Here is a 13,504-nt window from a genome sequence, read left to right as displayed (position 1 = left end):
GACCCGGTTCCCAAATCCGTCAAGGGCTGGAACAATGCGTGCCACTATGTAAAGCGATTGTCTGAGGGAGTTGCGGGTGCAGATTCAGGGTCATTACGAGCTTAAATTCGAAGCCGTGCGCGAAGCGTTTGCCGCACTCTTCGATGATCCCCAGGAGCGCGGCGCGGCGCTGTGCATTCAGATCGGCGGGCAGACCGTGGTCGACCTGTGGGCGGGTACCGCAGACAAGGACGGCACCGAGGCCTGGCACAGCGACACCATCGCCAATCTGTTCTCTTGCACCAAGACCTTTACCGCAGTCACCGCGTTGCAATTGGTCGCTGAAGGCAAGTTGCAACTGGATGCACCGGTCGCCAGGTACTGGCCCGAGTTCGCTGCCGCCGGCAAAGAATCGGTCACCCTGCGCCACCTGCTCTGTCATCAGGCAGGCTTGCCGGCGTTGCGCGAGTTGCTGGCGCCCGAAGCCCTTTACAACTGGCAGACCATGGTCGATGCCCTGGCCGCTGAAGCGCCTTGGTGGACGCCTGGAGAAGGCCATGGTTATGCGGCGATCACCTACGGCTGGCTGGTCGGTGAGCTGTTGCGTCGTGCCGACGGACGCGGTCCGGGAGAGTCCATCGTGGCGCGGGTTGCGCGGCCGCTGGGGCTGGATTTTCATGTGGGCCTGGCAGACGAAGAATTCCACCGTGTCGCGCATATCGCTCGAGGCAAAGGCAATGTCGGCGACGCCGCGGCCCAGCGCTTGCTGCAAGTAACCATGCGCGAGCCAACGGCCATGACCACTCGGGCCTTCACCAATCCGCCGTCGATCATGACCAGCACCAACAAACCGGAATGGCGGCGCATGCAGCAACCTGCGGCCAATGGCCATGGTAATGCCCGTAGCCTGGCAGGATTTTACAGTGGCTTGCTCGACGGAAGCCTGCTGGAGGCTGAAATGCTCAACGAACTGACCCGCGAGCACAGCATCGGACCGGACAAGACTTTATTGACCCAGACCCGTTTTGGCCTGGGCTGCATGCTCGATCAACCGGATGTACCCAACGCGACTTACGGCCTCGGCTCGCGGGCCTTCGGTCATCCGGGGGCTGGAGGCTCCATTGGTTTTGCTGACCCAGAGCACGATGTGTCCTTCGGTTTTGTGACAAATACCTTGGGGCCGTACGTGTTGATGGATCCGCGCGCGCAAAAGCTTGTGCGGGTTTTGGCCGATTGCCTGTAAAAGGATTGTTGTATGGCATTATTTTGATAAAACATGCCTGAAAAAGCAGCAGAGCGGAACCCTGTGGCTTTTCTAGTTTCAAAGCGTCTGCTTAAACGGGTCGTAGAGACCAACAGCTTTTTATCTCATTTTGTGGATATCCCGATGTCATCGAACAAATCTTTAGCCTTGGCACTGTGCCTCAGCATTACCGGTTGCGCACAAACCCCACAAAATGAAGCAGACGGGGGGCACTGGTGGTCATTCGGTTCAGGTTCCGACAAGGTCGCGAGTAAAGAAACTGACAAGTCAGGGTCCAAAGCAGTAACGGCCGCGACAGCCGAGAAGAGCAAAGCGGTGACCACCGCAGCGGCTTCAACGCAAACCCCGCCAGTCGCCAAGGCTGAGACCGAAAGTCACTGGTGGTGGCCGTTTGGCGACCATCCTGAGCAGCCTAAAGATCTCAGCAAGGCGGTAGTGAAAGACGTCCCGATGCCGGATCCGAAAATCACTCAGGCCTGGCTGGACGACTATGAGCCACGCTTGCGTGTCGCCATCAAGGGCAGCAATTTGCAATTGGAGCGCCGCGACAACGTGCTGGTAGTGGTGGTGCCGGTGGACGAGTCTTTCAACGCGAAGCGTCCTTCGATGTTGCTGCCGGTAACCCTTGGCCCGTTCACCCGGGTAGCCAAAGTGGTTGAAGGTGATCCGAAGACTGCCGTTCTGATACTTGGCCATGGTGATACCACGAGCGCTGCTGCGGAGACTCAGCAGTTGAGCAAGGATCGCGCACAATCCGTTGCGGCGATTTTCAGCCTCAGTGGTTTGCACAGCGATCGCCTGATGTTGCGTGGCATGGGTGGGCTAATGCCGCGTGCTGCCAATGACAGTGCCCGGGGCCGCGCCTTGAACCGCCGTGTGGAAATCATGCTGACGCAACGCACCACCATGCTGGCGTTGCTGAGCAAGTACAGCCAGTCGACCCCGCCAGCGGCAGAAATGGTCGCTGTGCCGGATGCCAAGCCTGCAGTTCCAGCCGTCACCGCGAAAAAAGGCGCTTCATCGAAGAAGTCCGCAGCGTCCAAAAAGGCTGCATCGGCGAAGAAATCAGCAGCCAAGAAAGGATCCGCGAAAAAAGCGGCTCCAGCCAAAGCTGCTGCGCCGGCGAAGACTGCCGCACCGGCTGATCAGACCAAGAACTGATTCTTTAAGCAGAAGGAAAGCGCCATGACCCAAAGTCTGGCTGATATGCGCCGCGACTACACCCGCGATGGTTTGACCGAGGCCCACGCTCCGGCTGAGCCTTTCGCATTGTTCCATCAGTGGTTCGCTGAGGCGGTGAAAACCGAACAGCCGCCGGTCGAGGCGAACGCAATGACCCTGGCCACCGTCGATGAGGACGGCCGGCCGCATTGCCGCATTCTCCTGCTCAAGGGGCTGGACGAGCAGGGCTTTACCTTCTTCACCAACTACGATAGTGCCAAGGGGCAGCAATTGGCGGTTCGCCCGTTCGCTGCCATGACATTTTTCTGGCCGACTCTGGAGCGCCAGGTGCGCATTGAGGGGCGGGTAGTCAAGGTCACGCCGCAGGAGTCCGATGCGTATTACCAGGTGCGCCCGCTGGGCAGTCGCCTCGGTGCGTGGGCCTCACCGCAGAGCCAGGTGATTGCCGATCGCAAGGAGCTGGAAGGTTTGCTCAAGACTACCGAACAGCGCTTTAGCGACACTCAGCCCAATTGCCCGGAACATTGGGGCGGGTATCGCTTGTTGCCGGAACGTATCGAATTCTGGCAAGGCCGTGCGAGTCGTCTGCATGATCGGCTCAACTACCGTCTGCAAGGCAGCGACTGGGCACGCGAACGTCTGGCGCCTTAAGTGGTCTACTGATCGGGATAGCTTGCTGCGGCGGCCTGGAGCCAACGCGGCAAGTCCCGGCGTTTGATTTTATGCTCCTGGGCGCGAGCCAGCTGTTGCAGCATGAAGGTTCTTTTCTGCTCGTCGCCATTTGCCAGAGCCAACGCCAGGTCGCGATCCATCCAGCGTTTGATCCGTACGTATAGCCACCAGTGGAAGTACAGTCCGGCAACGGTGGTGACGACAATAATGAAGTAGTCCATGGAAATCCTTTAGCCAGCAGCGCAGATTTTGAAAATTGACGCTACGGTGTGATGGGTTTTCAGGCACGCCTGTACTGCGCCTGAATGCGGCAAATTTTATCCGGGTGATGCAGTGACAGGCGTCAATCTGCGGAGTTTAATGAATACCTGTCCTTTGGAGTTGATGCTATGCGTAAGACTGTTCTGCTGGTTGCTTCTTTCACCACGATGGCGATGTTGCTCGGCGGCTGCCAGTCCAGCCTGACTGGTGACTCTTACTCCCGTGACGAAGCGCGTCGGGTGCAGACGATTCGCATGGGTACCATTGAATCCTTGCGTCCGGTGAAAATCGAAGGCACCAAGAGCCCGGTCGGCACTGCCGCCGGTGCGGTCGTTGGTGGTATTGGCGGTAGCTCTGTCGGCCACGGTAAAGGCAGCGCCGTTGCCGCCGTGGTCGGTGCAGTTGCCGGTGGCCTGCTGGGTTCGGCCGCCGAAGAAGGCCTGACCCGCACTCAGGGCGTGGAAATCACTGTTCGCGAAGACGACGGCAGCATGCGTGCCTACGTGCAGCAGGTTCAGGAAAACGAGGTTTTCCGGGTCGGCGAGCGTGTTCGTATCTCGATGGTTGGTGGCACCAGCCGCGTTTCCCATTAAGCATTACCCGCTAAAAACAAAACCCCGGCCAGGCAACTGGTCGGGGTTTTGTGTTTTCAGCCTTTGCAGCCCTCGACGCTCAGGATTGAAGCGAGGGGTTCTTGCGACTGGCCGCCGCCGTCACGGCATAACCCATCAGCGCCGCAAGTATGGAGCCGGTGAGGATGCCCATGCGGTCCATCCCGGCGTAATCGCTGCTGCCCGGCACAAATGCCAAGGACCCGACAAAGAGACTCATGGTGAAGCCGATCCCGCAGAGAATCGCCACACCGAACACCTGACCCCAGTTTGCACCGGTCGGCAGGGCCGCAATGCCGATCCTGACCGCCAGCCAGGTCAGGCCGAAGACGCCGATGGTTTTGCCCAGGAGCAAGCCAGTGGCGATGCCCATCGGCACATGGTGGGTGAAGCTTTCGAGATTGACGCCAGCCAGCGATACCCCGGCGTTGGCGAAGGCGAACAGCGGCAGGATGCCGAACGCGACCCACGGATGCAGCGCGTGCTCCAGGCTCAGCAACGGTGAAGGTTCGGCGTTTTTGGTGCGCAGCGGAATGCAGAATGCCAGGGTCACCCCGGCCAGGGTCGCGTGGACACCACTCTTGAGTACACAGACCCAGAGGATCAGGCCGATGATCATATACGGCCCGAGCTTCACTACCCCTAGCCGGTTCATCGCCACCAGGGCCACCAGGCATGCCGCGGCCAGCATCAGCGACAGCGTGGACAGTGCGCCCGAGTAGAAGATCGCGATGACGATAATCGCCCCGAGGTCGTCGATGATCGCCAGGGTCATCAGGAACAGTTTCAGCGAGACCGGCACGCGTTTGCCCAGCAGGGCGAGTACACCAAGGGCGAAGGCGATGTCGGTGGCCATTGGAATGGCCCAGCCACCCAGCGCCGTCGGGTTGTCTTTGTTGAGGAACCAGTAGATCAGCGCCGGGACGACCATACCGCCGATAGCTGCAGCGCCCGGCAGGACGATCTGCGAAGGTTTCGACAGATGACCTTCGAGGACCTCGCGTTTGACTTCCAGACCAATCAGCAGGAAGAACATCGCCATCAGTCCGTCGTTGATCCACAGCAGCAATGGCTTGGCGATTTTCAATGCGCCGATCTGGGCGACCACAGGTGTGTCCAGCAGGCCGTTGTAAAGCCAGGACAGCGGTGAGTTGTTGATGATCAAAGCCAGAGCTGCAGCAGCAATCAATAACAGACCGCTGGCAGCTTCCAACTGAAAGAAACGTGTGAAAGTGCTACGCAGAGGCAAGGTCACTCTCCATCAATAGTTCAAAAGGCAGGACACCCTAACCTGTACGGTTGGTTGTTAAAACAAAAGTTATATTCTTTTTTGTTATATGCGCTGAACAGGCGTTTTATTGGCCTGGAGCCTGGCAGTTGTGTATCTAATTGCGTCATGACTGCACCTGTGCGGTAGGCAGGAAATTTCCTAAGCTTATCGACAGGGTCGAGACAGGGTCCGAACTGTTACCTGTTGTCACCGCCAGGTTTTCCCTGAGCCCCGATCACCAGAGCCGGGTGCATTTCATCTTCAGGCGCCATGCACGGCGCTCGATCCAGCGAGAAAAGACCATGAGCGACAACCGACAGTGGGCCCGAGAAGCCATCCGGATCATCGAAGCGGACTTTCAACGCAGTGCCGATACTCATTTGATTCCTTTGCCCCTCCCAGGCTTGCCGGGCATCGAGCTGTACTTCAAGGATGAGTCCAGTCACCCCACCGGCAGCCTCAAACATCGTCTGGCGCGCTCGTTGTTCCTCTATGCGTTGTGTAACGGCTGGCTCAAGCCGGGCGCACCGGTAATCGAGGCGTCCAGTGGTTCGACGGCGATTTCCGAGGCGTATTTCGCGCGCCTGCTGGGCTTGCCATTCATTGCCGTGATGCCTGCCACCACGTCCCAGGAAAAGATCGCGCAAATCGCTTTCTACGGCGGAAAAAGCCATTTGGTGCAGGACCCGACGCAGATCTACGCCGAGTCAGAACGTCTGGCCAGCGAGAGCGGTGGCCACTTCATCGACCAGTTCACCTACGCCGAGCGCGCCACTGACTGGCGGGCGAACAACAACATTGCCGAGTCGATATTCCAGCAATTGCGTTTCGAGCGTTACCCGGAGCCGAGCTGGCTGATTTCAAGCCCCGGCACGGGCGGCACGACGGCGACTCTCGGGCGCTATGTGCGTTATCGCCAACACTGCACCCGCGTACTTTGCGCCGACGCCGAGCGTTCGGTGTTTTTCGACTATTACCAGACCGGCGACGCCAGCCTGCGCCTGGACTGCGGTTCGCGAATCGAAGGCATCGGTCGGCCACGGGTCGAGGCGTCGTTCCTGCCCAAGGTGATCGATGCCATGGTCAAAGTGCCGGACGCCTTGTCCCTGGCGGCCATGCATTACCTGGCGCAGCGCCTGGGACGGCGTGTCGGCGGTTCCAGCGGCACCAACCTGATTGGCGCTGTGATGGCAGCACAGCACATGGTTGCAGCGGCGGAATCCGGGTCGATCGTGGCGATACTGTGTGATGGCGGCGAGCGCTATGCGACGACTTACTACGATCAGAATTGGCTGAAGGCTCAGGGGTATGAGTTGAGTGGCTTGATCGAGGCGGTCACGGCGAGTGTCGAGCATGGTGAAGCGTTGCCGGCCAGCGTATTGCGCGCGGGGATCTGACAAGGCCGGACTGATCGTTCCTGCGCTCTGCGTGGGAATGCCGCTATGGACGCTCTGCGTCCGCCCTTAGGTGACGCAGAGCGTCACCGGATGCATTCCCACGCGGGAGCGTGGGAACGATCCGTTCTACGAGGGTTAAGCCTCGATCCCGAGGATATTGCGCGCCACCGCTTCGGCGATCCGAATCCCGTCGACACCCGCCGACAGAATCCCGCCGGCATAGCCTGCACCTTCGCCGGCCGGGAACAGGCCTTTGACGTTCAAACTCTGCATCGACTCGTTACGAGTGATACGCAGCGGCGACGAGGTGCGGGTCTCGATCCCGGTCAGCACGGCGTCATGCAGGGAGTAACCCTTGATCTGTTTCTCGAACGCCGGCAAGGCTTCGCGAATGGCTTCGATGGCGAAGTCCGGTAATGCCAGCGCCAGATCACCCAATGCCACACCTGGCTTATAGGACGGCTCGACGCTGCCCAGAGCCGTGGACGGCTTGCCTGCGATGAAGTCGCCGACCAGTTGCGCCGGGGCTTCGTAGTTGCTGCCGCCGAGGGTGAAGGCGTGGGACTCAAGACGCTCCTGCAACTCGATACCGGCCAGCGGGCCGCCTGGGTAATCCACTTCAGGGGTGATACCGACCACTATCCCGGAGTTGGCGTTGCGCTCGTTGCGCGAGTACTGGCTCATGCCGTTGGTGACGACCCGATTCGGCTCGGACGTTGCAGCCACCACCGTGCCGCCTGGGCACATGCAGAAGCTGTAGACCGAGCGACCATTGCTGGCGTGGTGCACCAGCTTGTAGTCGGCGGCGCCGAGTTTTGGGTGACCGGCATACTTGCCAAGGCGTGCACTGTCGATCAGCGATTGCGGGTGTTCAATACGGAAACCCACCGAGAACGGCTTGGCTTCCATGTACACACCGCGGCCGTGAAGCATGCGGAAGGTGTCCCGGGCGCTATGGCCAAGGGCCAGGATTACATGGCTGGAGTGGATCTGTTCACCACTGGCCAGTTCCACGCCAGTGAGCTGGCCGTCCTCGATCAGCACATCGGTAACCCGTTGCTGAAAACGTATTTCGCCGCCCATGGCTTCGATCTGATGACGCATGTTTTCGACTACGCCGGTCAGACGGAAGGTACCGATATGCGGTTTGCTGACGTAGAGGATTTCTTCCGGCGCACCGGCCTTGACGAACTCGTGCAGAACCTTGCGGCCGTGGTGTTTCGGATCCTTGATCTGGCTGTAAAGCTTGCCGTCGGAGAAGGTTCCCGCGCCACCCTCACCGAATTGCACGTTGGACTCGGGGTTGAGTACGTTTTTGCGCCACAGACCCCAGGTATCCTTGGTGCGCTGACGAACTTCAGTGCCACGTTCAAGAATGATTGGCTTGAAGCCCATCTGCGCCAGCAGCAGCCCGGCGAAAATTCCGCACGGCCCGAAGCCGACCACAATCGGCCGCTCGCTCAGGTCCTGAGGGGCCTGGCCGACGGCTTTGTAGCTGACATCCGGCGCCGGGTTGACGTTACGGTCATCGGCGAACTTGTGCAGCAGCTTCGCCTCATCATGCACGCGCAGGTCGATGGTGTAGATGAAGCAGAGTTCGGAAGACTTCTTGCGCGCGTCGTAGCTGCGCTTGAACAAGGTGAAGTCGAGCAGGTCATCACTGGCGATGCCCAGGCGCTGCACGATGGCAGGCCGCAGGTCTTCTTCGGGATGGTCGATGGGCAGCTTGAGTTCGGTGATTCGTAACATGACGGGATCCGGTTCGCGGGGCGCACAAATGCGCCAAAGGCGTTTCACAAACCGGCGATTATAAGCCTCAAAGGGGCGTTCCAGTGAGGCTAAAACAGCAGCTCGTCGAATCAGTCGTTACGCGAACCACCAAAATACGCGCAGCCACGTTCTACCTGGCCATTGACCCGCAGCTCGGCGCTCATGAATTGAACGCTGCCATGGGTGCTGTCGACGCAGCGCTGTGGCGAGATCCAGAGTTCAACGTGTTGGTCATTGGCTTCGCTACTGAGGTTGAAACGCCCATCACCGAGTTGTTCTTCCAGAAATGGCAACGCCAGCGCTGGCTGGCCGGCGCGCTCGATCACCATGCCCTTGGTATTGACCTTGACGTTCCAGTCGGGCGTGTTGCCGCTGGCGCGCAGGATCAGCCGCTGGAAGTTGGGGTCTTCGCAGGTCGCGCCCGAGCGTTCGATGCGGTATAGCTGCTGCACGTCGAGCCGGGCGCCAGCATCCGATGATTTGTCAGCGGCAACCCGGCCACGCACATCAGCGAAAATCTTGTGCTGCGTGCCCGCCAGCGTAGCGGCTTCTTGCAGGACGCTGGTGCTGCCGGTGTCATTGACGACATACAGTTTGTTTTCCCGGCACGGCTGAAACATCAGTTTGCCGTTGGCCATACTGAGTTCACCCTGCATGCGGGTCAGGCCCGCCGTGGACGGTTTCTCAGGTTGGCTCTGGAGCAGCTGGCAACCGGCGAACAGAGGCAACAGGGCAAGCATCACTATGGAACGGGCAACACGCATCGAGTGGTCTCCTGACAAGTGCCGCCACGTTACTCAGGCATAGCGCACATCACAAGCCTGGCTTGGCATGAAGTCCGATACACCCGCGAATCCGCGGGTGTACCTGCTTTTATAGACGCGGCCGAAGGTTCGGGCCGCGTTCGGACGATTGTTTGGGGGACCATTACCCCACGTGGTAGGTCTGGCCGGTCTGCAAGCCTTCGACACTTTTGGCGTAGGCCAGCGCCACATCGGCGGCTGGAACCGGTTTGAATCCGCGGAAGTACGGCGCGTAGCTGCCCATGGCTTCGACCAGTACGTTCGGGCTGACCGAGTTGATGCGCAGTCCACGCGGCAATTCGATAGCCGCTGAGCGCACGAAACTGTCGAGGGCACCGTTGACCATGGCTGCCGAGCTGCCGGTACGAATCGGATCGTGGCTGAGGATGCCGGTGGTGAAGGTGAATGAGGCACCGTCATTGGCGAAGTCTCGGCCGATCAGCAGCAGGTTGACCTGGCCCATCAGTTTGTCTTGCAGGCCAAGGGCGAAGTCTTTTTCGGTCATGTTGGCCAGCGGCACGAAGTTGACGCTACCAGCGGCACAGATCAGCGCATCGAAGTTACCGGTCTTTTCGAACAGTTTGTGGATTGATGCGCTGTCACTGATGTCGACCTGGAAATCACCGCTCTTGCGGCCGATGCGGATGACTTCGTGGCGCGGTGCCAGTTCGCGATCAATGGCTGAGCCCACGGTACCGCTGGCGCCAATCAGTAGAATTTTCATCGTGCTGTTCCTCAAAGGGTTGGACGAAGTTTCAGTTTAGTGTGGTTTTTTCCGTTGATAAGCGCGCTAATGGGCAACCTTTGGTTTTCAAATGGAAACAATCCATGAGCGAAATGGATGATCTGGCGGCGTTTGCGGTGTTGATCGAGGCCGGTAGTTTCACTCTGGCAGCGCAGCAATTGGGGTGTAGCAAAGGGCAGCTGTCCAAGCGCATCAGCCTGTTGGAGGCACGATTCAGCGTGGTGCTGCTGCAGCGAACAACACGGCGCTTGAGCCTGACAGCGGCGGGTGCGGCGCTGTTGCCGCAAGCTCAGGCACTGGTGATTCAGGTAGAGCGCGCGCGTCAGGCCCTGGCACGTTTGAAGGACGATATGGCGGGGCCCGTGCGAATGACGGTGCCGGTGTCGTTGGGGGAGACTTTTTTCGATGGGCTGCTGCTGGAGTTTTCCCGGGAATATCCTGAGGTACAGATCGAACTTGATCTGAACAACAGCTATCACGATCTGTCACGGGATGGCTTCGATCTGGCGATTCGTTCAGACGTGGCCAATGACCAGCGGCTGGTGGCCAAGCCGCTGCTGGCCTGGCACGAGATGACCTGTGCCAGCCCGGCTTATCTTGAACAGTTCGGCGAGCCGCAGACACCCTCGCAGCTGGCCGATCATCGCTGCCTGCTCAACAGTCATTACAGCGGCCGGGAAGAGTGGCTCTATCACCAGCAACATGAACTGTTGCGGGTGCGCGTCTCGGGGCCGTTCGCCAGCAACCACTACAACCTGTTGAAGAAGGCCGCGCTGGCCCATGCGGGGATCGCGCGCCTGCCTTCTTACTTGCTGCAGACGGAGCTGGCCGATGGCCGTTTGCGCTGGCTGTTGCGCGACTATCAGACCCGCAGCATGCCGATGTATCTGGTGCACCCGTATCAGGGCGGCCTGCCCAAGCGCACGCAGGTGTTGGCCGACTACCTGATAGGTTGGTTCAAGCGCAGTGGTGAAGCGCTGGACCGGCTTCAACGATAACGTTTGGCGATCAGCTGATCGATCGACAGCACGCCCGGACCTCCGGCCATCAGGTACAGCAGAATCGCTGCCCAGGTGCCGTGAGTCGGGTAGGCGTCCGGGTAGACAAAGGTTTGGATGGTCAGGGTCATGCCCAGCAGCGCCAGGGCCGAGAAGCGTGTGGCGAAGCCGACGAGGATCAGGATCGGGAAGAAGTGTTCGGCGAAGGCCGCCATGTGCGCCGCCAGTTCCGGTGACAGCAGCGGAACGTGGTATTCGCTTTGGAACAACGGAATCGTCGAGTCCGCCAGGCGCGGTGTGCCCAGCTCAAAGGTGCCGGAAATCAGGTCCACGGCAAAACCCTCGACCTTGGTCTGGCCGGACTTCCAGAACACCGCCGCGATAGAAAAACGCGCAACGAAGGCGACCAGGCTGTGGGGGATCATGCCGAGCAGTTCGATGATCCGTTCAATCAGGCGGGCGATGGCATTCGGGTGTTCAGCGTGGGTGTTCATGGCGATACCTTGTCGTCTTCCAAGTGGGTGATGGCGTTGTGGCGGATCAGCAGTGCCAGGCACTGGCTCAGGTCGAACGCCGATGCAACGTCGAAGGCATCGGCCACGGCCTGCCCCAAAGGACAGTTGCTTTGCAGACGGTGGATGAAGGTCGCTGTGCCGACATCGATGGCGAAAACCTCGACTTGCAGGCCGTTACGCAGCACCAGGGCACTTTGCGCGTGATACGGCTCAAGGTTCTGGGGCGGTGCGTCAGTCTGATGGGCCGCCCACAACGCAACCACGGCGTACGCCGAGTCCAGCATGAAGATTGAGGGATGCAAATGAATGCGTAGCGCTGCGAGGCTTTCGGGGGCGCCCATGGCTGCTGCAACCTGTGCAGGCTCGACGGTATCGGCATCCGCCGCGTGATAGGCCATCACCCGCAAGCGCTCCAGGCGTGCGACATCCGCCAGATAAGGCACCGAAGCGGCTGGGGCAAAGTGTTCGATGAAGTCGGCAAAGTCGCTGCCGTAGTCGTTGATCAACGGACTGGTCGGCGCAAATGTCTGCACATAGTGCTGGGCCATCGCCCGAAAGAACTCATCCCCGACCAGTTGCAAGACCACCGGATAACTGTCTGCCAAGGCGTTGATCAGCGAGCTCTGCACGTTGTTGCGGTACACCGCGAAGCGGCTATCCGGGTCAGCGCCGTTGGCGCTGAGCAACCCGTCAGGGCAGGGGCGTTGAGGATCAAGCAGGGCGGCGGCGAAATCGGCTTGAGTGCTCATCGGCGAACCTCGGAGTAACCCAGCAGCTCATCGGCCTGACGGGCCTCGGCGCACAGCACGGAAAACGCAGGTACCTGATTGTCGCGCTCAATCAGCGTGGCAACCGGGCCAATGCGCTCCAGAGCGTGCGCGTACAACGTCCACACAGCGTTATCGATAGGGGCGCCGTGATCGTCGATCAGCAGGCGGTCGCCGAGGCTGTCGGTGTCTTCGGCAAACCCGGCCAGATGAATCTCGCCCACTGCGTGCAGCGGCAGTGCGTCGATGTAGGCCAACGGATCGCGTTGGTGATTGATGCAGGAGACGTAGACGTTGTTCACATCCAGCAGCAAGCCGCAGCCGGTGCGGCGGATGACTTCAGCGATGAAACGTGTTTCTTCCATGCTGGAGCGCTGGAATTGCAGATACGTCGCCGGATTTTCCAGCAGCATGGGGCGTTTCAGGTGGTGCTGGACCTGGTCGATATGCTCGCAGACACGATTCAGAGTCGGTTCGTCATAGGCCAGCGGCAGCAGGTCATTGAGAAACACCGGGCCGTGGCTCGACCAGGCCAGGTGTTCGGAAAAGGACTGGGGTTGATAGCGCTCGATCAGTTTGGCGAGGCGGTCGAGGTGCTCGGTGTTCAATGAACCTTCAGCGCCAATCGACAGGCCGACGCCATGCAGCGACAGCGGGTACTGCTCGCGGATCAATCCCAGGTAGTGATGAAACGGGCCGCCGGCGACCATGTAGTTTTCAGCGTGGACTTCGAAGAAACCGATGTCCGGGCGAATACCGAGTACTTCACCGAAGTGCCCGGTCTTGAGCCCCAGCCCCGCGCGGGGCGGGAGTTCGGACGCCAATGCCTGAGTGTGAGGATGTACGCTGTGCAGCAATGAAGTGGTCATCATCAACACTCAGGCAGAGGTGGGGTTACGACTTGGCTTTGTAGGCGGCCAGTTGACCGAAGCCGGTCGGTGAGGTCGGGCTGGCGGTCTTCTCGCAAGTGCCTTTAGGTACCAGTTTGAAGTGGTTGCTCTCGTAGTCGACTTTCGAGGTGCCGGCACAGGTGGTGCCAGCGCCTGCGGCGCAATCGTTTTTACCTTTCATGGCGACGCCAAAGCATTTTTCCATGTCGGTGGCTGCGGCATGGGCGGTGGTCGGCAGAGCCGCGATGCTCAGGGCAGAACCCATGGCCAGGGCGAGGGCGGCGGCGGACAGGGTGCGAGTGGTAGCAGTCATGATGTCTCTCCAGTAGTGGGCTTGGTCAAGGAAGCGTTTGCGCTTACTTACCCTAGTAGAGCCAGGT

At 59.8% G+C, this 13,504-nt stretch carries 15 protein-coding genes; 6 read left to right on the top strand and 9 right to left on the bottom strand.

The window, feature by feature from the left end; translation table 11 throughout:
- Window positions 1–76: 76 nt before the first annotated feature.
- The 3 genes from AC07W5_RS09560 to pdxH all read left to right on the top strand — a co-directional run bounded on the left by AC07W5_RS09560 (window position 77) and on the right by pdxH (window position 3,076).
- Window positions 77–1,222: a serine hydrolase domain-containing protein gene (locus AC07W5_RS09560; RefSeq protein ID WP_495023262.1), complete on the top strand. Its 1,146-nt coding sequence runs from the start codon at window positions 77–79 to the stop codon at window positions 1,220–1,222.
- Window positions 1,223–1,366: 144 nt separating this feature from the next.
- A complete protein-coding gene (locus tag AC07W5_RS09555) occupies window positions 1,367–2,404 on the top strand; it encodes an OmpA family protein (protein WP_495023261.1) in 1,038 nt (345 codons plus the stop codon).
- A 24-nt stretch (window positions 2,405–2,428) separates the two neighbouring features.
- Entirely contained in the window at window positions 2,429–3,076 is a 648-nt protein-coding gene (pdxH, locus tag AC07W5_RS09550; RefSeq protein ID WP_495010334.1) for a pyridoxamine 5'-phosphate oxidase, read from the top strand.
- Window positions 3,077–3,081: 5 nt separating this feature from the next.
- On the opposite strand, the gene AC07W5_RS09545 is transcribed toward pdxH, so the two are convergent.
- Window positions 3,082–3,318 carry a hypothetical protein gene (locus AC07W5_RS09545; RefSeq protein ID WP_494992627.1) on the bottom strand — a complete coding sequence of 79 codons (237 nt, stop codon included), beginning with the start codon at window positions 3,316–3,318 and terminating at the stop codon, window positions 3,082–3,084.
- 168 nt (window positions 3,319–3,486) lie between these two features.
- Here AC07W5_RS09545 and AC07W5_RS09540 point away from each other — a divergent pair, with 168 nt between their 5' ends.
- Entirely contained in the window at window positions 3,487–3,951 is a 465-nt protein-coding gene (locus AC07W5_RS09540; RefSeq protein WP_494992628.1) for an outer membrane lipoprotein, read from the top strand.
- 79 nt (window positions 3,952–4,030) lie between these two features.
- Here AC07W5_RS09540 and nhaA read toward each other — a convergent pair whose 3' ends face one another.
- Window positions 4,031–5,218, bottom strand: a complete 1,188-nt coding sequence (gene nhaA, locus AC07W5_RS09535; RefSeq protein ID WP_495010335.1) for a Na+/H+ antiporter NhaA — start codon at window positions 5,216–5,218, stop codon at window positions 4,031–4,033.
- Between the two features lie 323 nt (window positions 5,219–5,541).
- On the opposite strand from nhaA, the gene AC07W5_RS09530 reads away from it, so the two are divergent.
- Complete coding sequence (locus tag AC07W5_RS09530; RefSeq protein ID WP_495023260.1) at window positions 5,542–6,636, top strand: PLP-dependent cysteine synthase family protein; 1,095 nt, start codon at window positions 5,542–5,544, stop codon at window positions 6,634–6,636.
- A gap of 135 nt (window positions 6,637–6,771) precedes the next feature.
- Here the strand turns inward: AC07W5_RS09530 and AC07W5_RS09525 are convergent, their stop codons facing one another.
- From AC07W5_RS09525 to AC07W5_RS09515, 3 genes are all read right to left on the bottom strand, one after another.
- Window positions 6,772–8,385 (bottom strand): NAD(P)/FAD-dependent oxidoreductase, encoded by a 1,614-nt coding sequence (locus AC07W5_RS09525; protein ID WP_494992631.1) that lies wholly within the window; start codon window positions 8,383–8,385, stop codon window positions 6,772–6,774.
- A 110-nt stretch (window positions 8,386–8,495) separates the two neighbouring features.
- A complete protein-coding gene (locus AC07W5_RS09520; protein ID WP_495023259.1) occupies window positions 8,496–9,170 on the bottom strand; it encodes a COG3650 family protein in 675 nt (224 codons plus the stop codon).
- A gap of 163 nt (window positions 9,171–9,333) precedes the next feature.
- Window positions 9,334–9,933, bottom strand: coding sequence for a short chain dehydrogenase (locus AC07W5_RS09515; RefSeq protein ID WP_494992633.1), 600 nt, complete (start codon window positions 9,931–9,933; stop codon window positions 9,334–9,336).
- 104 nt (window positions 9,934–10,037) lie between these two features.
- Between AC07W5_RS09515 and AC07W5_RS09510 the strand changes: the two genes are divergently transcribed.
- Window positions 10,038–10,952 (top strand): LysR family transcriptional regulator, encoded by a 915-nt coding sequence (locus AC07W5_RS09510; protein WP_494992634.1) that lies wholly within the window; start codon window positions 10,038–10,040, stop codon window positions 10,950–10,952.
- On the opposite strand, the gene AC07W5_RS09505 is transcribed toward AC07W5_RS09510, so the two are convergent.
- The 4 genes from AC07W5_RS09505 to AC07W5_RS09490 are packed head-to-tail and all read right to left on the bottom strand — an operon-like array spanning window position 10,943 to window position 13,437.
- Window positions 10,943–11,446 (bottom strand): DoxX family protein, encoded by a 504-nt coding sequence (locus tag AC07W5_RS09505; RefSeq protein ID WP_495023258.1) that lies wholly within the window; start codon window positions 11,444–11,446, stop codon window positions 10,943–10,945. The genes AC07W5_RS09510 and AC07W5_RS09505 overlap by 10 nt on opposite strands.
- Window positions 11,443–12,216: an HvfC/BufC N-terminal domain-containing protein gene (locus AC07W5_RS09500; protein ID WP_495023257.1), complete on the bottom strand. Its 774-nt coding sequence runs from the start codon at window positions 12,214–12,216 to the stop codon at window positions 11,443–11,445. The genes AC07W5_RS09505 and AC07W5_RS09500 overlap by 4 nt, the downstream gene beginning before the upstream one ends.
- The gene (gene bufB / locus AC07W5_RS09495; RefSeq protein WP_495023256.1) at window positions 12,213–13,106 is read right to left on the bottom strand and encodes an MNIO family bufferin maturase; all 894 of its coding nucleotides are present in this window, start codon (window positions 13,104–13,106) and stop codon (window positions 12,213–12,215) included. Before bufB ends, AC07W5_RS09500 begins: the two co-directional genes overlap by 4 nt.
- A gap of 22 nt (window positions 13,107–13,128) precedes the next feature.
- Window positions 13,129–13,437 (bottom strand): BufA1 family periplasmic bufferin-type metallophore, encoded by a 309-nt coding sequence (locus tag AC07W5_RS09490; RefSeq protein ID WP_123428290.1) that lies wholly within the window; start codon window positions 13,435–13,437, stop codon window positions 13,129–13,131.
- Between the last annotated feature and the right edge of the window lie 67 nt (window positions 13,438–13,504).

Source organism: Pseudomonas sp. GW821-FHT01E05 (assembly GCF_059422425.1).
This window is presented reverse-complemented; position numbering and strand designations above follow the sequence as displayed.